The following is a 21,172-nucleotide window of genomic DNA, read 5'->3' as shown; positions in this document are numbered from 1 at the left end:
CCTAACCCCTCCTATGCAAATTTAATAGTGCCACGAATGGCCGTTTTGTGTATGGCTCCCGCCTGAACAAATTCAAACTTTCCATCTGGATAATTGCGTGCTGCCACCTGTGCCGGATCAACTTGACTACGTGGTGGAAACGTCGTGTTATACAATGGAACGTTATCATCGTCAGTAGCAATCATGCCATTTAGAAATGACCGATGCAGAACCGTCCGAACGGCACTCTCAATTTGAGCGATACCCGTATTGTTGTAACTGATCTTTTGTAATGCGTGCTGTGCCTGATTGAATAAATCTTGTACGGCGTATTGAATGCTAAAAACAATGTAGTCCTGGGAGTGAATGAAGTCGATATAATCACCGCTACCAGACTTGCATTCACTGGTGACATTAGTTCCCGATTTGGTCACGTATGTGTTGGCACCAAGTGCATGGATAGCTGCTAACTCTGTCGCTGTAACATCCAGTGGTGCAATACCAGTTAGTGTCCATCCCATCCAAGTAATCGAGCCAGGTGGAAGACTTCCAGCTGCACCGATCCAGCATGCTTCTGGATATTTAGCAACTTCTGCTGCAATATGATAAAAACCATATGTTCGAGTATATTTCTTAGCCAAGATTGTAGCCAAATCGGCTTTATCGCTTGTACGGAAGAAAAATTGTCTGGATTTATCTGCCTCGATAGCATCACCTATAGTGGTAATGTCCAAAGCAGCCGTGCTCGTCGTAACGAGAAAATGCCAATCTTTCAAAAACAGTTTTGGTAAAATATCTGTCAATGTCTCAGGTGTTGCGCCCGTTCTCCTAGATACAATCGCAATTTCTGCTGGCGGGTTCTTCTGTGCAAAAAGCGCAGCCGCCGCTTTATATTCCTCGGTACTGGCAGCATAATCAGTCTTCACGGCATCTATATCTAAGTAATCTTTAAATTCTTTACCCGCTGTACTGGACCCTAGAATTAAGGGTTTGCCAAACCCACCCAAAATAGGTGTTGGCTTCAGTACAGCTATGTTTACAGTAACGTCGCTAATACTCAAAACTTATCACTCCTTTGTATTGGTGCAGTATCAATCCAGCCTGACATATCCGTTATCACAACATCTGTGGCCCGAAACTCAACATCAAAGCCCTGACGCCGTTCCCACTCTTCTCCAATGTTAATGTCCCGGTTCTGGATCTCTCCAATCTCAATCACGATCACGTCAAGTTTGTCCTTTAACAGATCATGTCCATCTGACTTAAACCAATCTCTCGCCCTCATGGCGTTAACTAGAGCTACGTCTGAGTCATCCGCATAACAATTAAAAGAGACGGTAAATGTCACCGTCTCCATCCTGTACTGCTTTCCTAACTGCTGGGTAATGATCGGTTGTCCTCCGGTGGAAGCGAAGCCGCCAACGAAACTATAAGTCATGAAATCACCGGAAGGAGTATCCCCTCCGCCGTTCATTTCAATGACCAGACCACCGGAAGCCGATTCCATCCCCTCAACAATGGCAACTCTAATATCCTCAAACGGGAGCATTGGCGACCACCTTCCGCAGCAGATATTGATTGATATCGGAATACTCTCGATCTGGTGATTCATTAACGGTGTATTGTACGCCCATGTAGTCAATACGTTCACCCGTACTGTGCGTCGAAGTCGTATATAACATACGATCTGTCTCGGTATAGTTACCGCCCTCTGTCGCTTTCAATCGAGCACTCACAGGCTGGATGCTGCCGCTCCGTGTTAGTCGTTCCGGTTGACTTGGAACCCATTTTCCCTTGACCCATGCACCTCCACTGTCTCGGATCAGGGTATAAGGTCTGAAATATTTTCGAATGACGCCAGCAAATCTAAATTGCCGCATGATTATCTTCCCTTCGGTACAATGTCATAAATCAGGGAGTCGCGCAGCTCGTCTTCCCGGTGCAGCAACTTTCGGGAGCCAGTCTTTCTTGAGGCATATCGGGCGGATAAGGGCGGCTGCTTAATTCGTTCAAAATTCTTCTTCATTCGATCAAGTCCCGTCTCACCAATCTCCGAAAACAATTCGTCTACCCGCTTACGCCCGTGGGCAATCTCTGTCACCCCAACCCGGACCAACTTGCCTATAGGAGCCTGTCCTTTCTTTTTTCCGGTCCCGATAAACGAACGAGCTGGAATCTTCATTTTCACCGAGCCGTATTCATGGACTCCGGCAATCATAGCCAGTTCGGCATCACCCTGCATACCAATACGAATCTTATTCTTGGTCAATGGGCGAAGTCGCTCGGCTAGCAACCGCAGGTTATCTTCGCCGGTGACTTGCACACCGACCCGCCGTGCTCTTGCTCTTTGGCTTGCCATGTCTACACCCACCTTCCAACATACGGAGAAATAAGAGATACCAAAGTTTGTGGTAAACCGTCACCGTCTGCGCTGTAGTTGACCGAGATATCTCCTACCCGCTCCGCAGTCACACCAGGTGTACGGAGCATTAATTGGGCATGAAATATACATGCCAGCTCCAACACTTCCGGCAGTGTGCGCGGTTTTTCCGTAGTCGCATCACCAGGCAGCACATAACCGGCGGTGTACGTTACCTTGATATTGTGTTCACCCACAGGCCAGCCGGAAGGGCAGAAGATCCGCCCTTCTTCTAGCAGCTCATAATCTCCTACTGGCTTTCCGGGAATAACTACTTCTTGGATGCTCTCCACTGGATAATTCCGCAGGTTAATATATGAGGAACGGGAATTCCCACTATGGCGTTCAATATAACTTTGCAGCTTAAATGAACGTTTGCAGTAGTTTTCAATGACCTGGGAAGATGCTGCAATTTGGATTTGCAGCATTTCATCTTCGTAGGAATCACCTTGAACGCCCATTGCTTTCTGTAGACGATCAATTGTAGTCAGCATTAGGCACCAGAACCGGAAATGGTCAACTGACCGTAGACAACCGCTTCGTTATCGAAAAATTTAACATCTTCCCGCTGAATGGCACGAACATCGGTCGAATTACGTCCAAAGGATTTCCCACCGACATTTGTCGAAGCCAAGGAATACTGCTGGCGGTCAAAGAGTACAATCGCTTCTTTCAGATCGCCGATGATAATCGGCGCTTTCTTCGTGGTGGTTCCAGTAGTAGGCAACCAGCGATTAGCAATGACCACAACCGGCTTACCATACAGTAATTTCTGTGTGGGTTGTGTCGGATTGGGTTGCAACAGGGCCTTTCCGTCAGAATCTTTTAACAAATCAAGGAAATTAAATCCATCCTGGTTCGTAATAATGGTTGCTCCCAGACTGATAGACGGATCAAGGGTTACATTCAAAATCGTTTTAATCGCATCCAGCCCTGAGACAGCTACTTTGGTCAGCGTTTCCAGCAAATTCAAGACAAGCTTATTACGTGTGATTACGGATTTCTTTGCAATCCACTTGGCAATATAGGACATCAGGTTTTGATCTGTGTCCTGGATCAAGCTATTGGAAATAGGAAGGATGCCACCCCGGTCCTTGATGGTGTAAGAGATTGGTGTAAACTTGGGATTGTCCATATCGTCAAGGTCAGTCAATTCCGTAATCTCAGTAAATTCCGTAATATCAGCATTTTTCTCGATAACCCTCGAACCGGAACGGGTCGATACAGGTTCTACGGTGATATAGGATTCTAGTGACACAAACTGACGCTTTCTTTCCAGGATCATCGTTTGAATATCCTGTGGAACAATAAGCCCGCCGTCTTCTCCGGTTTCGCCGCTCATGCCTGCACGAGTTTCTTCTGCTGAAGCATCCAACAAAGTGCGTTCTTCCGTTGTCAGATTGCGCTTGCGCAGCTCCTTTAGGAAAGCGTTACGGTACTGCTCTTCCTTGTTTGGCTTGTTATCCCGATGTTCTGGCTCTGCAACCTGTGCAACATCACCCGGCGTATCCAGACCCCGCATTTCCACCATCAAATCAATTTGTGCACGCAATTCCGCAGCTGCATCCTTTGCGTTCCGAGCTTCTTCCATCTTGCCTCCTTCCATAAGTGACCGAGCTTCTTCCAACTTTGCCGCCAGTTTCTGGCGTAATTCGCGTTCTTTCGGGTCCATAATGTACCTCCATTTGATATTTTGGCAAAACAAAAAAACGACGTATTAGGCAAGTGCCAATAGGTCGATTTCGAGTAAAAGCTTTTCTTTTCCAAGTTTGCGTTGCTCTTTAGATGTTATCCCCAGCTGCTCGATGCTGCGCTGGCTCACTTCACTGTCCTGGTAAGCTGGGAAAGGTGTCGGTGATACTTCAAACAAATTTACGTCCAGCAAGGTTCGTTCGTAAACGTCCTCTTCCTTAAAATATTGCCAAGCATCATTACGCACGTAGAAACCAAAGCTTACGCCGTCTACATCCCCGCGTTGTATGGATTCATAAGCATCATTGCCCCACGTGTTGTTTGGCAGATCAATATCAAAAAACAGACCAACATCATCTTCCAGCAGCCGCAACGTTCCCGATTTTGTTGATCCGAGAACAAAGTCGCTTCGATGGTTCCAAAAAGCTTTAATTACGTTCTCCTGAAGGCTACGAGTAAACGCCCCCTTCGCTACACGCTCGTAAAACTCACCCCAAATTAATTGGCTGCGCTGGTTAAATTTAACGACATAGCCGCCGACAGTACGGGTCTGATTTTCTCCTTCGCCTTGAACACTACGGACTTCAATTTTATCAACTGACAAGTAGCGAATAACCTTTTCACTCACAGTTTTTGTCACCCCCCTTCATTCGGAGCTTCTTTACCGAGACCCGCTTTCAACATTTGGTACTGGTCCATCTTCTCAAGGTTGACATAGTTCAGGCTGACAAAGTGAACATCTCCTTTGTCACCGATGTTGTCTCGTTCCTCCAACTCGCGCACTTCATTTATGTTATAAACACCCATCGCAATCATTTCCTTGTAATAGGCTGCACGACTGGTGCTGTCTCCCCTCAACTCACTGGACATGTTGAATTTGGTGTAATATTTTTTCCGCTCCAGCTCTGTGAACAGCTTGTAATCACATTCCTGCTCCCAATTCGTGGTGATCGGCTGTAACGTACTTTTCACATACTCCAACGATTGGTTTTCCATATTACTGAACTTTACATCCGTTAATCCCAGCTTGTATCCTGGAACCTTGTATATCTTGGCAGTCTCCAAAATCCCGAATTTGCTGGTTTCAATGAATTGAGCGTCATTCAAGGGCATGCCAAGGTTCTGATATTCCATCCCCGCATCCAGAATGGCAATCCGGTGTGCATTATTAAGGCCCGAATTTGCTTTCTGCCATTCGTCACGCGCTTTGTCTTTGGCTGGTTTATCCAAAGTGCCATTCGGTATTTTGAGTATCCCGCGTGTAGCCGTCCCATTGGCGTAAAAGGCTCCAAGGAATTTCCGCTGCGACTTTTGCACTCCAAGTTCCTCACGAATCACGGAAATAGGAGTGATCCCCTTCAGACCGCTTTTACTGATAGACTTAAAATGCAGCACATCAAAGTGTCTCAGTTTCCGCATTTCGCCGTTCGGAAGTGTGGTCACATACCAAACCTGTCCAGTGTCTTTATCAACTTGAACGTCTGTCTTGGATGGATCAAGGGGCCATAGCCCCTTTGGAAGACCATTATTAGGTCCGCTTGTCTCCCATTCAATATTTGCGTATCCATTGCCCCATACCGTCACATGAACCTGCATCAGCTCTTTGAAAGTATAAGCACTCATGTAAGGATTTGGACGCGATCCAAGCAGCTTGGAAACAGGGTGGCTGCTATCGCGCTCGATCCCGGCTCCACGCTTTTTAAAAACCTGAATTGGCAGCTTGCCGATGTCACCACCCAGGACAGAAGCACAGGTATAGACATTACTGTTTAGCAGTGCGGAATCCGTAGTAACACTTTCCCCGCTTGCTGTGTTGGATACACCAAATAGATCAAGCAGCCACTGCGGAGGATGAAGCAAACTTTCCTCTGAAGATCTCCGGTCCCACCAGCGCTGTACAAAGTTTCTTCGTTTCACATTTCACCTCCTTACTAAAAGGAAAAGTCCTCGCTCATGATGTGGTCGTTCAGGTTTATTGTGGAGTCACCGACCATTGCACGAACCATGGCGTTTATAATGGCTGCCAGTAAGTCGATCCGCTGACTGTCATCCTTATGCTTTTTAGAAAGTTTGATATTTCCGTTGTTATCCGAAACTTCAATGGCATTAGACAAGCACCAGGTTAGTAATGGACTGCCATCATGAACAATTAGGCCGCGCAGAATCAGCTCACGGAAGAACTTTGTTGGTTCCGAAAGGGTTTGAACGCCCTGCCGGATCTCTACCCGGTTGTACCCTTCCGCCTCAAGTTCCTGGGTGAAGTGGGTGGCATTGTATGGATCGTAACAAACCTCTTCAATAAACCACGATTGTTCCTGCTCCAACCCTTGCATGTGGGATTTAATAAAGCTGTAATCCACTACTGATCCAGGTGTAAGAGTACACCATCCCTCTTCAGCCCATTGTCGATAGGGCACACGGTCACTGTGTTCATGCTTACTTGCCGTTTCTTCTGGCATAAATCCATGGGCAGTAACTGCATAACGACCATCTTCCAGGCGGAACACAAAACCGGAGCCAGTCAAGTCCGTTGTTTTGGACAAGTCAAGCCCGTTACGCGTTGCATAACCATGAACCAAATCCAAAAAAGCACTCCGTGACACTGCGAGTGCTTTCCATTTGTCCATAATGCCGGACATATATTTATTTTCGCTATCTGCCTGCCAAAGATTTACTCGCTTGGTCAACCATTCTCGGATTTTATGCGAATCTCCCGAATTGTACGCCTCATCATGCTCAATGCGAATTTGTTTTCGCAGTTCTTGGGCATATTCGTTATCCTCCTGCAAAATAGGGTTCGCTTTTATCCAATTCTCTTCATTATGTGGATCGTCTGCCTTTTCCAGCTCCCGAATCATCACATAATATGTATCAATCATCGGGGTATCGCCGTCCAACATCTTACATAGGGAATCATATTCCTTCTTACAAGGACTATTTTCGGCATCTTTACCAGCGGTTGAAATGATTTGCATTAACGATTGCAGCCGTTTACCGAAGCCGGAATAAGATACGTCCAGGATTTCGCTGGTCGGGTGTGCGTGGTATTCGTCAATAATGACAAGACACGGCGCACCGGAGTCCTTATTTTTCGTATCCTTGGACAATGGCCGCAGCCAGCCACCGCGTCGAGCGTGTTCGATGTATGTGCGCTTGATCCGCAGGCGCTTGGAAATGTCAGGGCTGTTTTCTCCCATAGCTTTCGCATCCAGCCAGACCCGCTTTGCCTGCTGCTTATCGACTGCCGCACATTCAACCTCCGGGCTTTCTTCGTAGCGCTTCAGATGTGGCTTTCCAGGCGGATACACGCAATCCCCGCACATGCCATAAAGGGACAGACCGGACATTTCAGTTGACTTAACATTCCCACGCGCCCGAAGGTGCAGTGCTTTGGTGAATCGTCTTTTCCCGCTGTCCATATGCACCCAGCCGTAGACGCAGCCCAAATCAAATTTTTGAAAGGGTAGCAGCTCAATAAGTTGCCCGGAGAACGGACCGCGAACATGCCGGCAGCAGCGCTCAAACCATTCGAAAATGCGGTCTGCCCTGGATTCATCAAAAACATAGGGAAATTTAGCCGTTGCTTGCCGCTCTAAATCTGATAGATGTCGCTGACAAGCCTGCTGTTCTCGTTTGCAAGCCTGCCGTAATCCCATAACCACTTCGGCGGCATAGCGATTAGTTGGGTGAACATCCTCCCAATCAATCGAATAGTCCAGCATTTTCGTCTTCCTCCTGGTCCGCCGTCTTCTTAGCAAGTCGCGCACGCGCTTCCGCATTTAGTCCAAGCTTGTTGGAGTAAGAAAGAATAATCCGCGAATAGCTCTGTGCCATTTTCACATAGGCACTGACAACCATATTCCCTTGAGCATTTATTTCCGTATACCCTTCAATGTCAATCAGACGGTTCGCGTCCTGGTACTTCGCTACTGCATCGCAATAAGCGCCCAGCACATCTTCATCCACTTTATCCAGGACTTCAAACTCGGCCATATCCTTAACTGTCTTGCGCCAAACCTTCCGGGCTTCATCGTTTAGCCAGCCGGGTATTTTCATCGTCGGCTTTTTCTTGCGCTCAAACTTTTTCGAAGCAGCTTCCCGAGCATTTACCTCAGCCTCCGTCCAATGCTTGCCACCGCCTTTCTGTCCCACCCGCATGTGATTAAATTTTACAATATCTGGCATATTTTCCGCACCTCCTTTAGAAACTTTCACTGGGGACTTTTTTTCACACAAGAGTCCGATGCGGTCTATTACGAACAAAAATTTTTTTTAAGATGGTGGGGGGCCTAAGAAATTAAAAAAAATCCCGTAATGGCGACTTTACCATTTCAAATTCAATTCGAAATCAGGCATTTTGAAAATTTTTCTGATCTTATCTTTGTTCTCCATTATCGTTACCATTGCAAATTCATTGGCGTCTTTCTCGGCGGCACTATTCTTGTACTCTTCCATATTTTCATCAAGGTTTGCCACCCCTTCCTCATCAAGATATAATCCGTGATGATTCTGCCATGCATGACGCATTTCATGAAAGAGAAAAAAAGCTAAATCTAAATCTTGTTTATGTTTCTCCGTGGATAAGTTAAAATAAAAAATCTTGATTGTACGAGACTCCATCATTGCAATAGCAGGAGGCCGTGTCGCCCCATGAAGTATCTGTTGATATTCCTCAGGTGACATATCAGGACATTCAACCATTTCTTTTCTCAATCTATCCTCATTCTTGTAGACATCGACCACATAATCTAATTCGTTGTATTCCTCACCCAATACATCTAGACAATGCAAGAGCTGATCCCTTATTCGACTAGGGTTTGTATATCTAACTATCATTTGCAGTCACACTCCTTGCTATCATTATCTCACATCATTTCCAAACCCTCCATCCTCTTTTGCTGTCTTGGCATCATGACACACCTTACAAAGTGACTGCCAGTTGCTGCGCCTCCAGAACAATTCCTTGTCACCTTTATGCGGTTCGATATGGTCAACCACTGTAGCAGCCTCAATCTTATCGACCTCCAAGCAATATACACACAGTGGATGCTTCCGTAGGAACCCGAGCCGAGCCTTGCGCCACTGACCGTCATAACCGCGCTGTGCGGCTGTCCCACGGTATCTATCATAGCGGTGTTTCTCTTGTGTATGGTCGGCACAGTAACGCCCTCTAGAGAGGTTACTACAGCCCACACGACTACATGGTTTAAGTGGTGATTGCCCCATAATTAACCCCTCTGCTGCTATTAAATAACTGGTAAATCCTGTGCGATCTAATTACACATATCTTACATTGTGTTAAACTCATTCACTTGTCACAACTCCTTGCCCTATATGGCTTCTCAGCCTGTCCTAGAAATGAGTTTCTCCTATCCTTAATATGTGTAACTGACTACACTTTGTGGCGCTTGAGAGCCATGTCCATGCTGTCTTGCGCCATGCCTATATAGCGCAGCGTAATCTTAGGTGAAGCATGATTAAAGAAGTCCATCAGCATGCCAATGTCCTTGTCAGTTGTTTCGTTATAGAAGATATAGCCGAATGTTTTCCGCAGTGTATGGCAACCCATATCCGAAAGCCCGAACTCATCCCCAATGTCCCGCATGATCTTATAAGCCATTTCACGGGTAATAGGTCGGTTCATACCTTCCCTGCTTTTAATAAGGAATTCATTTGCTGGTTTACCTTCGATGTAAACAATCAGAGCCTTTTTCAATTCCGGTGCCATGTAAATGCGTTTCTGCTTATTGGTCTTCTTCTCGCGGATAGAGATGTGAGAACCTGAAACGTCCTTGACTCTCAACCGCAGAATATCGCTGATCCGTAGCCCGGTGTAAATGCCAATCAGGAACATAATGTAATCTCTTGGATTCTTATCTTTGAGATAATCCTTTATATCTTGAATCGTTTCCGGGTCGCGAATCGGTTGGACAAAATTCATTTACGCTCACCACCGTCTAGTTTCACACAATGGATCGGTTTAGAGCAGAACTGAGCTGCTTCTTCCCACTTACCCCAAACACAACCTTTGCATTTAACGGGCTGTTTCGGTTCTGGCGGTTCTCTTAGCCTCCTTACCGCGTTCATTGCTTTTCCCCCAATATAACCATATTAATTGAACGGTTTATCTTTACTTCAAGGCGCCCATTTGCATTGCTAGAAAAAGATAACGGCCAACGGCTGATTCGAGTCCTTCGTCATCCCCGGCTTCCATTGCCTTTACAATTTCATTGCATACATCCCTTAGTTTCTTGAAAAGTTCAATCTGTTCTTTCATCCCGTACCTCCTTTAGGCAAAAATTAGTTTCGTACAATATAAAAAGGGACACTTTTCAGCGCCCCTTAGATTTACATAATCAGCATTGCAATATCCCGTATTTGCATGGTGACGGACGGTATTACCGACTAACATCCCCTATGCCAATATACCGCGCCCGGGTGGAGCGCGTTGAGAGTGGTACTATAACTCTCATCCCCCGTAACAGACCGCCGCACCATCTACTTGCTACTTGTGCTATCAGTTCCGCCACTAATATCGTTGCTATTGCAACAGGCATCATCACCGCTCAGCTCTGACGAGTCCTGCGGCGATAAGGGGCAGCAGGGACACCCGGGAATAACTTCTTCCCTATGTCCCTACTATAGAATTTCACAAGCATTTTTTGCCCGTCGTAAACCTGACCCGAAACAGACGTTTTACAGACAGATTACAGACAAGTTTTAGATAATACCGAGCATCTTAAGGGTGCCAGCTACCGATTCTGTCCCTTCTTGGATTTTCCTATCAAATGATCGTTCGGTAAAAATCGACCACTTTACTAAGGCGGCTTTTCTTGGGTTTCGATCAATGAACCGGTATTCCATAATCTCTTTAATTTCTAAATCCAAAATGGCATGAATCGCCAACTCAATATTATTAATTATCGGGTCCCACTTTTTAAGTGTGGATTTTTCTTTAGCGGTAAGCGAATCCCTTAACTTCAATCCGTTGATGGTTATTTCCATTTTTTGATATTTGCGAAGCAATACTTTTGTTATTTCAACATCTACCGCACTTGCACTAGGAAACAATTCCCCTTGTCCCCATACCATTGCCATTCCCCTCATTCCCCTTTGTGTTATAATGGGTTTGAGGTATTATTTACCGTTTATCGACCCCGCCCGGCCAAGGTTTAGGGGTCTTTTCTTTGTCCATTATGCATATCTAGATCCACGCGGCATTTTCCCGTCTTCGTCTAGAACAATATCGCTGATTATGATTGCTGATGATGCTGGGATATACTGACCTTTGAATTCTCCGAATGTTATGCTGTACCCATTCTTTTCACGCTGTGCACGGAATGACACTCCTGAAACAATACTTCCTGCTGGCGAATTAATATTTTTGACTGTTTTGATGATCACTTCTACGCCTCCTTTTGCCGATTCTCCATTATTTTCGCGTCTTTAGGTATTGATACCCAAGCAAATCCCCTCATATCGCTGCCTGGATCTTCCAGTACATAAGAATATCCTTTAGGAACAAAATCATTTAAATGAATCCGCAAGTAACCGAAAGCTGTCTGAATGACCTGATGCTGAGCTAGTTCTGACTGAGGGCATACATGCATCTGCATGCGCTCAACCTTACCTCCTTTACGTACTATCTCACTGAGAGCAATGTTTATCATTTGCACCGCCCGTGGATGGATTGGGGATAAGACACTCATATAGTGCAAACCTCCTTTTACAGTGTCTTCAAACTGCGAAGTTACTTAACTGTTACTTGATAGCGTATCTTGAACAAAGGTATAGAAATCATCAGCTTCTTCTTTTGTTCCGTTTGATTCGATTTCAATCCAACGATTAGCTATTATTTGAAGTGTTTCAGCCTGATCAATTAGCCATTTAACCTGTAGGTTCAACAACCCATCCTTAAGGTTTTTCTCAAACTCTTGTTTAATGAGATGTAGCGCATCATTTTTATCCATCCCTTTCACTCCTTCGCAGTTTCTTCGAACGGCGCATTAAGTAATCTGATCATCTATTACTTTTATAGCAGCCATGATCGGATAGATTTGATGTGGATTCACAGCGTTACCTAGCGCCTTAAGTCTTCCTACCCGATCCTTAACTCCCGTTGCTACTCTTGGTGGTTCCCAATCATATTGTTCTGCGCCTAATCCTGCAGGCCATCTATGTTCGTCCAATTTTGCGGAAAGCCCATCAAGGACTCTGTCCAATTCGGATTGAGTTGACCACTTGTTTCTGATACGCACATTGATAGGTTTACTTGTTTCCCTTTCTCCACTCTTCGTTGTATGGATGGATTGGAAAGATTCCCTCTGTCCCTGTTGTCTGATGCTTGAGGGGTAGGCCACATCTTTATCTTTACTTGATCGTTCAAATTCTGACTCCAACCTTGTTCCCGTTTCCTTTTGGATCTCTTCCCATTCGGATTGTCTCCACTCCTGAAGTCCCTCGCTTGCGGCGTTGCCCACATTTTCACTGTTGTTGCCAGATCTACACTGTGACTGCTTCCGTTCTTGCATACCCTTCTTCCTGTATCCGTCAATTTCAAGTTCTCCCTTGCCGTTGTCTCCGAGGCTGTCGGTGTAGGCCAAAATAAAGACTCTGTCTCTTCGGTGTGGGGCGCCGACGGCACTAGACGGAATAACAAACGATTGGCAGGTGTACCCGATGTCTCCCAAGTCAAAAAGCACAGTGTCGAGCCCCAATGTGACGTGCCCAGCAACATTTTCGCCAACAAACCAACGGGGTCTGATCTCTTCCAGTAGGCGCTTAACCTCTGGCCAGAGGTGGCGGTCATCATTTTTGCCTTCTCGCTTCCCGGCATTACTAAAAGGCTGGCAAGGGTATCCGGCGGAAATAATGTCAATTGTTCTCCCATCTCCAATGATTCCATCTTCTATCAACCTCACTTTCGTCAACGTGCATACATCATCGTATACGGGGATATCTGGGAAGTTTTTCTGCAGCACCTTAACTGGGTACGATTCTCTTTCACAAAATGCCACTGTCTCCATTCCAGCCCAGTGAGCTGCTAAATCAATTCCGCCGATACCACTAAATAGGCTGAGTTTTCTCATTTGCTGTTTTCCCTTCCTGATAAACGGTAAGTGTCTACTCTGCACCAATGCCCGGCTTTCAATATTTTCAGGCTGGCTGCGGCAAGTTATTGGCATGCGCCCGTTCGTAATTCACGAACTTATTAAAATTCTTGAGGAACACAAGTTCAACCGTTCCAGTAGGACCATTACGCTGCTTAGATATGATAATTTCGATAATGTTTTTCTTATCGGACTCCTGGTTGTAATAATCATCCCGATAAAGGAAAGCAACAATATCAGCATCCTGTTCGATTGAACCTGATTCACGAAGGTCACTCATCATCGGACGTTTGTCCTGACGTTCTTCAACTTTGCGACTGAGCTGGGACAAAGCGATAACCGGCACATCCAATTCACGGGCAATCTGCTTCAACACTCGGGAAATTTCAGAAACCTCTTGTTGTCGGTTCTCGCCACGCTTTCCACTACTTCCCTGGATCAGCTGCAGGTAATCAATGATGATCATTCCAAGACCTTGTTCTCTTTTCAAACGCCGACACTTGGCTCGAATATCATGTACAGTGACAACTGGATCATCAGCAATAAAAATGTTCTTGTCTGCAAGTGAAGAAATACCAAGCGTCAACTTGCCCCAATCATCGTCACTAGTGATATCGCCCATTCTCAGATCATTAGCGTCGAGGTTAACCTCAGCACAGACCATGCGCTGCATGAGCTGCTGCTCTGACATTTCTAAGCTGAATACTGCAATCGGATCATCCGATATCGCAGCCGCATTTTGAGCAATATTTAAGGCAAATGCCGTTTTACCAACGGATGGACGAGCTGCCACTATAATTAGATCCTGCTTTTGAAATCCACCTGTCAGCTTATCCAAATCCACAAATCCGGTCTCTCTCCCGCTAATGGTTCCACTGAGTCGGTTGCTGACACGCTGCTCGATCGTATCAATCAGCGCCATTCCGATTACTCTGGTGGATTTAAAATCTTGCTTTGAGACAGACTGATCAGAAAGTGCGGCTGACTTGGTGAGAGCGTAGGACACGACACTATCGGCATCCTCGCTTTCATACACCATATCAATGAGTGCATGAGCATCCTTCAGGGCTTGACGTAAGGTGAATTTGCTATTTATGATGCCAATAAAATATTCGATATTCGCTGCTGTTGGAGAAGAACGGGCTATACGGGTAAGATGATGAACGCCGCCAACCTTATCTAGGCTCTTACGCTGAAGCATTATCCCTGTAAGAGAGCGAATATCAATTTCTTCACCGGCATTGTGAAGATCCACCATTCCTGAGAAGATTGTCCGATTCATCGGATCATAGAATACTTCCGGTGCAACAGAAATCGCCTTATCTATCGCTTCTCCCGTGTTATCAATCAAGATCGCTCCAAGGATAGACCATTCGGCTTCAATGTCGTGCGGCTGTTCCCGATTTAAGTCGCGCATAAAGTTCCTCCTTCCATCCGGCGGGCATAGGTTTAGCAGCAGCTTGAGCCTTGTCCCTTTCTGCAAAATACTCCGCTGTCTGATCCTTGGCTTTTCGCTGATCTCGTAAATCACCCAAACCTCCACGGATCTGTGCAATCTTCGGCGGCCACGGATTTGTAAGCATGTGCTGCTCCACGTTTTTACAGGCTACGTCAAATGGGAAATCTTTAAGGTTCTCGTGGAGCCGGTCTATTTCTGTGTCACTGGTATCAATCTGATGTGCGTATTCTTCCTTGAGCTTAATGAGTAGATCAATAACTTGTGCTCTCTTCAAGCTGCTTTGCCTCCTTTGCTCGACGTTTAAGGTCTGCAAGCTCTTGCTGCTGCTTGGTTAGTCGCTGCGGCGGTGCTGGCATTGGTGTTTGGGTTATTGACCCTTTAGGCTTCGTAGTCTTGTTAGCGTTCCGCCATGCTGATTTCAAGCCTTTCACGTAATAAGTAAAACTGTTTGGCTGCTCGAAATCTTCTCCCTCGCGTTTTCGCTTTGCCTTGTATTGGCTCTCCATAGTTGTGATGGTAAAGGGTACTGGCATCCCTGCGGCGACCATCTTACCCATGGCTTCGCGATCGTTTGTGGAGACGTGAATGTCGAACTTATCATGCAATTTGCAATAAGCATTTAAAATTGCGATCATCCCGTCCGTTTTAGGATCTGGGCTAATTTCTTCTGAAAACTCATTTTCTAAAATAGTAGTAGTAGTAATAAGATCTTTAATATCTTTTGCATCGGACAATATTGTCTGATCACTCGTTAAAATCGCTTCATGATCGGACATTTTTGTCTGATCACTGTCATTGTGAACGGACAAATATGTCTGATCACTGTCATTGTGAATGGACAAATATGTCTGATCACTGTCGGGCTGATCGAACAAAATTGTCTGATCACTTTCGCTGTGAACGGACATTTCTGTCTGATCATTATCCTGCGAACGGACATTTTTGTCTGATCTCTTCAATATGCCTTTCTTGGACTTTCTAACCTTTATGATCAAACCCCGGGGCGCTCTAGTGATATGGATGTAACCGTGGTTCTGGAGATCATTTATCCATCTGCTGATGCTTTTATCGGTAACCCCAAAGTTCTCACCGATTTCAGAAAGCTTCATCGGCTTGCCACCCAGGACAAGTCCCCAAACTGTTCCGTCCTCTTCGACTTCCTTAGTCGTGGAGCTAACACACCAAGCAAATAGCCATATCGCCGATCCTATTTTTTCATAGTGTTGCGGCGAAAATAACCCGGAGAAGATCGGAAAAGGAAAGCTATCTGTTGGCATAAGCTCACCTCTGTTATAATCATCGTTTTCCCTTCTTCGGTTTGGGGCGATTTATAATTTCTGTGACATTCGTACGCAGGATGAATGCTAATTCTCCATTGTCCTTTCGAAGCTTAGCCCAAGGTCGGGCAATGCCCCATATATCCAGTACCTCACCGGACAGGCCACAGCTTGTTAGGACTGTATCACCCTTGAGAACAAGAAGCATATCAATCGCCTCCTTATCTCGCTAAGCGAAGTTGCAGAGCTTCTCGCAGGATTGCTGTACTCTTGTCATCTAAACGGTCTGCCTGTGAAAGATCAATTTTGTTGATGCCATTGAATAAATGAAGAGCACATGTGAGCATAAATCTCTCGGAAGGACTCCAACCTTTTGAAGCTTTAATCAATTCATCCACGTGGACAGTAAGTTCTTCAAAATCAACAAATTCCGGTTTCGACAATAATTGTTTAAGCTTGTTATGATTCATAAAGATATGAAGCAGCCCCCGCCAGTAACGATCCTGAAGTAAGTGATCAGGTATCATAATGCCATTCCCCTTTCAAATTAAATTGTGATGCGTCAGCCGCATCTTGGAATCCCGGACGGAGGAAGGTTATTTCTAAGGTCCGACATTCCAAGACAGGGGCCGAAGCCCTTCATCATTTGATCCTGTCTATTTCTTGCATTACGAGTGTTTTGATGTTCATTGGTAGAAACTCTACGACTTCAACAATCTGATTCCACCTGCCCGAAGCTTTTTGTTGTTGCCTGTCTGCAAGATAAAAATTTTCTACAGAACTCATGACCTGATTGTTTGCAGCGGTAATCTCCGTTTTCAGTACGTGGTCTATAGCAGATGACCACTCGTTTCTGCGTTTCACATACAATTCAGCAAGAGCTTTAGCAAATTGAATTTCGTCTTGTTCACTCAAGCTGTTCCCTCCTTGCTTTTACTAGGGGCATCGCGTAAAATAGACGCAACGAGAAACTTTAATCGGGTTCTCAATGAGGTCCGCCGTGCCAGGCGGGCTTTTTTATGCTGTTCTTTAGCATGATGCATTTCACATTCATGCAACCAGATCAGCATTTCTAGCCAACGAATATTTCGTTTTAACTTGATCGGATCAATATGTTCTGCTTGGCGTTTTATCATTTTCAGATTACGCTTAGCGTTCTTAGCTTCAAACCGCGCTTGATCTTCCAAATCTTCGATTCTCATAAAAAAACCTCAATTCATATATTTTTTTTGTCTCAGTTCATTCCGATGATCCGCCCATAATCCAAGGTAAGAAATATCATATTTCCGACAAAGGACTGCTGCATTATGTGTAAGTGCCGTTATGGCTTCGATTTGCTCCATTAGTCCATTTTTGACGTTCTCATGATCAGCAGGCGTCAACTGGTCTAATCTCTTAGTGATTGGAATTGACTGTAAAGCCAGTAATGCTTCTTGGATTTCCTCGATTGTTTTTATGTATGTTGAACTTGGATGTAAGTCAGCGCCATCTAAGTAAGGTACACATGCCCCACCCGTAACCTCTTCTGCTGCGCCAATAATCAACCGAATATCATCGTAGTGTCTAACCGCAGCCTGCATTACTGGTTTAGATGGCTTGCGAGTACCATTTATGATTTTCCCTATCTGCGAACCGTCAACATGTGCAGCTCGTCCAGCCTTTTGATATGAATCGCCTGTTCTTTTAAGCACTTCTTGAAGTGCTCCTGGAAAATGTCCAACTGCCACACTTATTGCCCCCTTATTTGTCCAAATTAGTTAGGTGCTATTGGACAAGGGAATGATGTATGCTTTTATTAAGCAATTCCCCTTGCCCACATTCCCTCAACCGCCGCAACCGTTATGTCGCGGCGGGTTTTAAATCGCTGACTTCCAGCTTACATTGGCATGCTGGCTCATCCATTCACTGTTTTCCTCTGCCCACAGAAGAAGCAGGCGGGTGATTACTCGGGGATTACCAAATTCCCGTGTGACAGGGAATCCGGGCCGATTGAAAAGTTCTGCGGCTTTCGTTGCTCCTATCTCAAGCAATTCCATGAATTGTTGTCTGGTTAGAAGTGGAGGTAAGTTATTGCTACTTTGGCCTTCTAAAGCAGTAGAGATAGCTTTGTTAATGATTTTTTCAAGTTCATTGGTTTCAATAAGAACAATGGCCACTTAGACAACCTCCTTAGTTGCGGAATGTTCTAATTTTGCTATTTCAGCAAAGTTATCAATAAAAAAATTTTCAATTTTTCCATCGAGTTTATTTGCTAAAATCGGCAAGTGGTTGGCTTTAAAGGAGTAAGTACCTTCCTCATATTTCATATATGTTGAAGCATTTTTAAAACCTAGTGACTCCGCCATTTCTTGAAGTGATAAGTTTAATTCTAGACGGCGTTTTTTTATAAATAATAGATTTAGATGTCCCATCTTGCACCTCCGTTCTTTGCTGATTTAGCAAAGCCTTGCATTAAATATACATTGCTAAAATAGCAATGTCAATAATATTTTGTTGTTTTAGCAAAAATGTTTTTTCTATTTTAGAAAAGTGTTAATATCATATTGCTAAAACAGAAATAAAGGGCGGTGGCTGGGATGTCGATTTCAGGAGATCGCATTAGACAATTGAGAGAAGAAAGAAATTTAAGCCAAATCGAACTTGCTAATCGAATCGGCATTAACAACAGTGTTCTTTCGAGAATAGAATCCGGTAGACGTCCTGTAGCAGACAGTGAAATAAACTCCTTTGCAGATTTCTTTGATGTTTCGGGCGATTACATCCTTGGAAGAACAAACAATAAAGGATCTTCTCTGGATAAGGGTGATTTAGAAAAAAAAGAACAAGCCAAGTTTGAGGATTTCATTAACAACCCTGAACATGGTATCTTTTTTAGAGATTATTTAAGCGCCCCCGAAGAACGACGCGAAGAAATGCGGGAAATATTTAAGATACTCCAGGATAAAGAGAAAGGCCGTAAGCCTGGAGATGTCCAAGGAGAAAAATGACCAAAAGAAATTTTAGCCAGAAATGGCTTTTCTTTTTAATATAAATCAGAACATATGATCGCATACAAGGAGAATAACATGATTAAAAACTACCAAACTCCCCCACTTGAAAAAAAGATTTCTGAATTATATCAGAGCCATAACATCATGGAGCCATCACATTTATCTATTGAATTGTTAGCAAAAAAATTCAATGTTTGGATTCATTATCATAATAAGAAGAGCAAAGGAATCGAGGTTTCTAATGGGGTGTACAGTATGTTTCTTGACAATCGCCTTTCGGAAGAATCACAACGTCTTGAGTTTTTTCATGAACTCTGTCACTTACTCCGACATGCTGGAAACCAATTATTGATGCCAGAACAATTTACAAAAGCACAAGAGATTGAAGCAGATCGTTTTATTTTTTACGCTGCTATTCCTTTCTTTATGATCGAAAAAATAAGCCTTCCTTCAAATAGAGCCGAAGCAATTGGATATTTATCTCGTGAATTTAAAGTTCCACTAAATTTTGCGAAGAAGAGATTTGAACAAATTGAGGATCGAATAAGGCAGGGGCTATATTTGTCCACATTCAAATATATTTCTGCATCTGAAGAAACTATCTGTGAATCAACTGAAGGTTCTAATAACTCAACTTATGGATTTGGATCAGAAACTCGCATCCAAGCATATTACAATTGGGATGGAGATTGTTCCCGTCCAGAAATACTCATCATCGAACATCCTGAGGGATTCGACTGGGACAAACCACTAGACGTTGAGGTTGATAGAAATTATGAAAGCTGCGACTTACCTTCACACACCTCCCGAGAATTTGCAACTGTGCTCACTGGAGATCTCTCCATTCCTAGCCGCAGAGGATATGTAACCATTAACCTGTCTAGGGTAGCTTGGCGCCACGGAACAGCAGTTTCGCGTTTGTATCTACCTATGGAAGCTATAGAAGATGCTATAAATTTTTAGTAAAGGAGGCGTTTTTTTTTGGCGTACTTAAAGAAAATACCCGCAAAAAATAAACAAGGATACAAATGGCTGTGTGTCATGGAGGGACCAGCAGACCCGTCTACTGGTGAGCGACGACAAGTTTCTCGCCGTGCGGACACTAAAGGAGAAGCATCAAAGCGCGCTCAAGACGCTGTAGAGGCGTTGAAGTTTGGACTAGACGCAAAGAAAGCAAAATCAGCCAAATTTATGACAATAGCTCTTGACTGGCTGGAGACATATGCTTTAGGTGAGGTTAAAGAAAGCACCGTTAGAATTCGAGAGAGTCAGATAGCTATTCTGAATAAGTACATGGCTAATTTGGTAGTCGAAAAGGTAACTCATGCCTATTACCAGAAAGTGATTAAGAAAATATTTAATGAAAATTATACAAGAAGCACTATAGAAGGTGTACATAGTACTGCTAATCAGATTATGAAGTACGCGATCAAAAATAAACTTAGATTGGACAATCCTTGCACGGGAGTTGTAATACCGTCCAAAGTTCAAACGGTGGAGGATATAGAGAAAAATAAATTAGAAGATAAATATTTAGAAATACATGAACTGGAAGAATTTTTAAAGGCTGCTCGTGAACATGGAAAGGAACGAGATAAGGAGTTTTTCTATCTGATGGCTTTTAGCGGTCTACGTCCAGGGGAGGCAAGTGTATTGAAGTGGAGTGATCTTAACAAAGATACAAATGAAATCAGAGTCACAAAAACGTTATACAATCCTCATAACAATATGCTAGATTACCGATTAACCCCTCCCAAAACAAAAGGATCAGTTCGGACTATAGATTTAGACCCATCCATTATTAACATGTTATTAAAATTTAAAGTAAAGCAAAATGAAATTCACAGAGAATATAAAAAGCATTATTCAGATTTTCATAATGGAGATTTTATTTTTTGTCGTTCTAACGGATATCCTTATACTCAAAAAGCCTTCTTAGATAGAATGAAAACATTACTAAGAATGACTAGCATCACCAAGCCAGCTACACCTCATATATTTCGACACACACACATTAGCATGTTGACTGAAGCCGGAGTAGATTTGCCTACCATTATGAAAAGAGTCGGTCATGAAAGTCCAAAGACGACATTAAAGATATATACTCATATCACCAGTAAAATGAAGCAGAGTGCTGGAGAAAAGGTAAAGATAAAGTTCGGGAATGTTCTGGACTTTTAATTTTTTGCAAGAAATGTTATTTATCCGTTATTCATCACATGATTTCATTTATAAAATAGTTAGAA

32 protein-coding genes are annotated in these 21,172 nt (G+C 44.1%); 3 read left to right on the top strand and 29 right to left on the bottom strand.

Going from position 1 to position 21,172, the window contains the following annotated elements; all coding sequences use genetic code 11:
* Window positions 1-11 precede the first annotated feature (11 nt).
* The 29 genes from MHH89_RS00675 to MHH89_RS00535 form a co-directional block, all read right to left on the bottom strand.
* Window positions 12-1,040: a DUF3383 family protein gene (locus tag MHH89_RS00675; protein ID WP_340395295.1), complete on the bottom strand. Its 1,029-nt coding sequence runs from the start codon at window positions 1,038-1,040 to the stop codon at window positions 12-14.
* The gene (locus tag MHH89_RS00670) at window positions 1,037-1,528 is read right to left on the bottom strand and encodes a phage neck terminator protein (protein ID WP_341086041.1); all 492 of its coding nucleotides are present in this window, start codon (window positions 1,526-1,528) and stop codon (window positions 1,037-1,039) included. Before MHH89_RS00670 ends, MHH89_RS00675 begins: the two co-directional genes overlap by 4 nt.
* Window positions 1,515-1,859 carry a hypothetical protein gene (locus MHH89_RS00665; RefSeq protein WP_341086039.1) on the bottom strand — a complete coding sequence of 115 codons (345 nt, stop codon included), beginning with the start codon at window positions 1,857-1,859 and terminating at the stop codon, window positions 1,515-1,517. Before MHH89_RS00665 ends, MHH89_RS00670 begins: the two co-directional genes overlap by 14 nt.
* 2 nt (window positions 1,860-1,861) lie before the next feature.
* Window positions 1,862-2,338 carry a hypothetical protein gene (locus tag MHH89_RS00660; RefSeq protein ID WP_341086038.1) on the bottom strand — a complete coding sequence of 159 codons (477 nt, stop codon included), beginning with the start codon at window positions 2,336-2,338 and terminating at the stop codon, window positions 1,862-1,864.
* 2 nt (window positions 2,339-2,340) lie between these two features.
* Complete coding sequence (locus MHH89_RS00655; RefSeq protein WP_341086037.1) at window positions 2,341-2,892, bottom strand: phage head-tail connector protein; 552 nt, start codon at window positions 2,890-2,892, stop codon at window positions 2,341-2,343.
* A complete protein-coding gene (locus MHH89_RS00650; RefSeq protein ID WP_341086035.1) occupies window positions 2,892-4,070 on the bottom strand; it encodes a phage major capsid protein in 1,179 nt (392 codons plus the stop codon). The genes MHH89_RS00655 and MHH89_RS00650 overlap by 1 nt, the downstream gene beginning before the upstream one ends.
* A 45-nt stretch (window positions 4,071-4,115) precedes the next feature.
* Window positions 4,116-4,718, bottom strand: a complete 603-nt coding sequence (locus MHH89_RS00645; protein ID WP_341086034.1) for an HK97 family phage prohead protease — start codon at window positions 4,716-4,718, stop codon at window positions 4,116-4,118.
* Window positions 4,719-4,726: 8 nt separating this feature from the next.
* The gene (locus tag MHH89_RS00640) at window positions 4,727-6,007 is read right to left on the bottom strand and encodes a phage portal protein (RefSeq protein WP_341086033.1); all 1,281 of its coding nucleotides are present in this window, start codon (window positions 6,005-6,007) and stop codon (window positions 4,727-4,729) included.
* Window positions 6,008-6,021: 14 nt separating this feature from the next.
* Window positions 6,022-7,812 carry a terminase large subunit gene (locus MHH89_RS00635; protein ID WP_341086032.1) on the bottom strand — a complete coding sequence of 597 codons (1,791 nt, stop codon included), beginning with the start codon at window positions 7,810-7,812 and terminating at the stop codon, window positions 6,022-6,024.
* Window positions 7,793-8,275 carry a phage terminase small subunit P27 family gene (locus MHH89_RS00630; RefSeq protein WP_280787013.1) on the bottom strand — a complete coding sequence of 161 codons (483 nt, stop codon included), beginning with the start codon at window positions 8,273-8,275 and terminating at the stop codon, window positions 7,793-7,795. Before MHH89_RS00630 ends, MHH89_RS00635 begins: the two co-directional genes overlap by 20 nt.
* Before the next feature lie 138 nt (window positions 8,276-8,413).
* Window positions 8,414-8,926 (bottom strand): hypothetical protein, encoded by a 513-nt coding sequence (locus MHH89_RS00625; RefSeq protein WP_341086030.1) that lies wholly within the window; start codon window positions 8,924-8,926, stop codon window positions 8,414-8,416.
* Window positions 8,927-8,950: 24 nt separating this feature from the next.
* Entirely contained in the window at window positions 8,951-9,316 is a 366-nt protein-coding gene (locus MHH89_RS00620; protein ID WP_341086028.1) for an HNH endonuclease signature motif containing protein, read from the bottom strand.
* Window positions 9,317-9,482: 166 nt separating this feature from the next.
* Window positions 9,483-10,031, bottom strand: a complete 549-nt coding sequence (locus MHH89_RS00615) for a site-specific integrase (RefSeq protein ID WP_076098445.1) — start codon at window positions 10,029-10,031, stop codon at window positions 9,483-9,485.
* A 189-nt stretch (window positions 10,032-10,220) separates the two neighbouring features.
* Window positions 10,221-10,367, bottom strand: a complete 147-nt coding sequence (locus MHH89_RS00610; protein ID WP_341086026.1) for a hypothetical protein — start codon at window positions 10,365-10,367, stop codon at window positions 10,221-10,223.
* A 443-nt stretch (window positions 10,368-10,810) separates the two neighbouring features.
* Window positions 10,811-11,188, bottom strand: coding sequence for a hypothetical protein (locus MHH89_RS00605; RefSeq protein WP_341086025.1), 378 nt, complete (start codon window positions 11,186-11,188; stop codon window positions 10,811-10,813).
* Window positions 11,189-11,284: 96 nt separating this feature from the next.
* On the bottom strand, window positions 11,285-11,494 hold the full coding sequence (locus tag MHH89_RS00600; RefSeq protein ID WP_036681171.1) for a hypothetical protein: 210 nt from the start codon (window positions 11,492-11,494) through the stop codon (window positions 11,285-11,287).
* 2 nt (window positions 11,495-11,496) lie between these two features.
* Entirely contained in the window at window positions 11,497-11,799 is a 303-nt protein-coding gene (locus MHH89_RS00595; protein WP_341086022.1) for a hypothetical protein, read from the bottom strand.
* Window positions 11,800-11,844: 45 nt separating this feature from the next.
* Window positions 11,845-12,060, bottom strand: coding sequence for a hypothetical protein (locus tag MHH89_RS00590; protein WP_341086021.1), 216 nt, complete (start codon window positions 12,058-12,060; stop codon window positions 11,845-11,847).
* 36 nt (window positions 12,061-12,096) lie between these two features.
* Entirely contained in the window at window positions 12,097-13,179 is a 1,083-nt protein-coding gene (locus MHH89_RS00585; RefSeq protein WP_341086020.1) for a DNA cytosine methyltransferase, read from the bottom strand.
* A 67-nt stretch (window positions 13,180-13,246) separates the two neighbouring features.
* On the bottom strand, window positions 13,247-14,617 hold the full coding sequence (gene dnaB / locus MHH89_RS00580; RefSeq protein ID WP_341086019.1) for a replicative DNA helicase: 1,371 nt from the start codon (window positions 14,615-14,617) through the stop codon (window positions 13,247-13,249).
* Window positions 14,580-14,933 (bottom strand): hypothetical protein, encoded by a 354-nt coding sequence (locus MHH89_RS00575; RefSeq protein ID WP_340395275.1) that lies wholly within the window; start codon window positions 14,931-14,933, stop codon window positions 14,580-14,582. Before MHH89_RS00575 ends, dnaB begins: the two co-directional genes overlap by 38 nt.
* Window positions 14,911-15,936: a hypothetical protein gene (locus MHH89_RS00570; protein WP_341086017.1), complete on the bottom strand. Its 1,026-nt coding sequence runs from the start codon at window positions 15,934-15,936 to the stop codon at window positions 14,911-14,913. Before MHH89_RS00570 ends, MHH89_RS00575 begins: the two co-directional genes overlap by 23 nt.
* A gap of 19 nt (window positions 15,937-15,955) precedes the next feature.
* Window positions 15,956-16,144, bottom strand: a complete 189-nt coding sequence (locus MHH89_RS00565; RefSeq protein ID WP_036679404.1) for a hypothetical protein — start codon at window positions 16,142-16,144, stop codon at window positions 15,956-15,958.
* A gap of 13 nt (window positions 16,145-16,157) precedes the next feature.
* Window positions 16,158-16,463 carry a hypothetical protein gene (locus tag MHH89_RS00560; RefSeq protein ID WP_036679401.1) on the bottom strand — a complete coding sequence of 102 codons (306 nt, stop codon included), beginning with the start codon at window positions 16,461-16,463 and terminating at the stop codon, window positions 16,158-16,160.
* Window positions 16,464-16,578: 115 nt separating this feature from the next.
* Entirely contained in the window at window positions 16,579-16,851 is a 273-nt protein-coding gene (locus MHH89_RS00555) for a hypothetical protein (RefSeq protein ID WP_076316756.1), read from the bottom strand.
* Complete coding sequence (locus tag MHH89_RS00550) at window positions 16,848-17,138, bottom strand: hypothetical protein (protein WP_341086013.1); 291 nt, start codon at window positions 17,136-17,138, stop codon at window positions 16,848-16,850. The genes MHH89_RS00555 and MHH89_RS00550 overlap by 4 nt, the downstream gene beginning before the upstream one ends.
* 9 nt (window positions 17,139-17,147) lie before the next feature.
* Entirely contained in the window at window positions 17,148-17,663 is a 516-nt protein-coding gene (locus MHH89_RS00545) for a helix-turn-helix domain-containing protein (RefSeq protein WP_076316754.1), read from the bottom strand.
* Window positions 17,664-17,792: 129 nt separating this feature from the next.
* Window positions 17,793-18,092: a hypothetical protein gene (locus MHH89_RS00540; protein WP_081384393.1), complete on the bottom strand. Its 300-nt coding sequence runs from the start codon at window positions 18,090-18,092 to the stop codon at window positions 17,793-17,795.
* Complete coding sequence (locus tag MHH89_RS00535; RefSeq protein ID WP_076316753.1) at window positions 18,093-18,347, bottom strand: helix-turn-helix domain-containing protein; 255 nt, start codon at window positions 18,345-18,347, stop codon at window positions 18,093-18,095.
* A gap of 165 nt (window positions 18,348-18,512) precedes the next feature.
* On the opposite strand from MHH89_RS00535, the gene MHH89_RS00530 reads away from it, so the two are divergent.
* The 3 genes from MHH89_RS00530 (at window position 18,513) to MHH89_RS00520 (ending at window position 21,107) form a co-directional block, all read left to right on the top strand.
* Entirely contained in the window at window positions 18,513-18,923 is a 411-nt protein-coding gene (locus tag MHH89_RS00530; RefSeq protein ID WP_341086010.1) for a helix-turn-helix domain-containing protein, read from the top strand.
* 78 nt (window positions 18,924-19,001) lie between these two features.
* Entirely contained in the window at window positions 19,002-19,889 is an 888-nt protein-coding gene (locus MHH89_RS00525; RefSeq protein ID WP_341086008.1) for an ImmA/IrrE family metallo-endopeptidase, read from the top strand.
* Between the two features lie 18 nt (window positions 19,890-19,907).
* Window positions 19,908-21,107: a tyrosine-type recombinase/integrase gene (locus tag MHH89_RS00520; RefSeq protein ID WP_341086007.1), complete on the top strand. Its 1,200-nt coding sequence runs from the start codon at window positions 19,908-19,910 to the stop codon at window positions 21,105-21,107.
* Window positions 21,108-21,172 lie beyond the last annotated feature (65 nt).

Origin of the sequence: Paenibacillus sp. FSL H7-0323, from assembly GCF_038002725.1 — a bacterium.
Lineage (GTDB): Bacteria > Bacillota > Bacilli > Paenibacillales > Paenibacillaceae > Paenibacillus_AQ > Paenibacillus_AQ odorifer.
The sequence above is the reverse complement of the archived record's forward strand: the minus strand, read 5'-3'. Positions and strand labels throughout refer to the sequence as shown.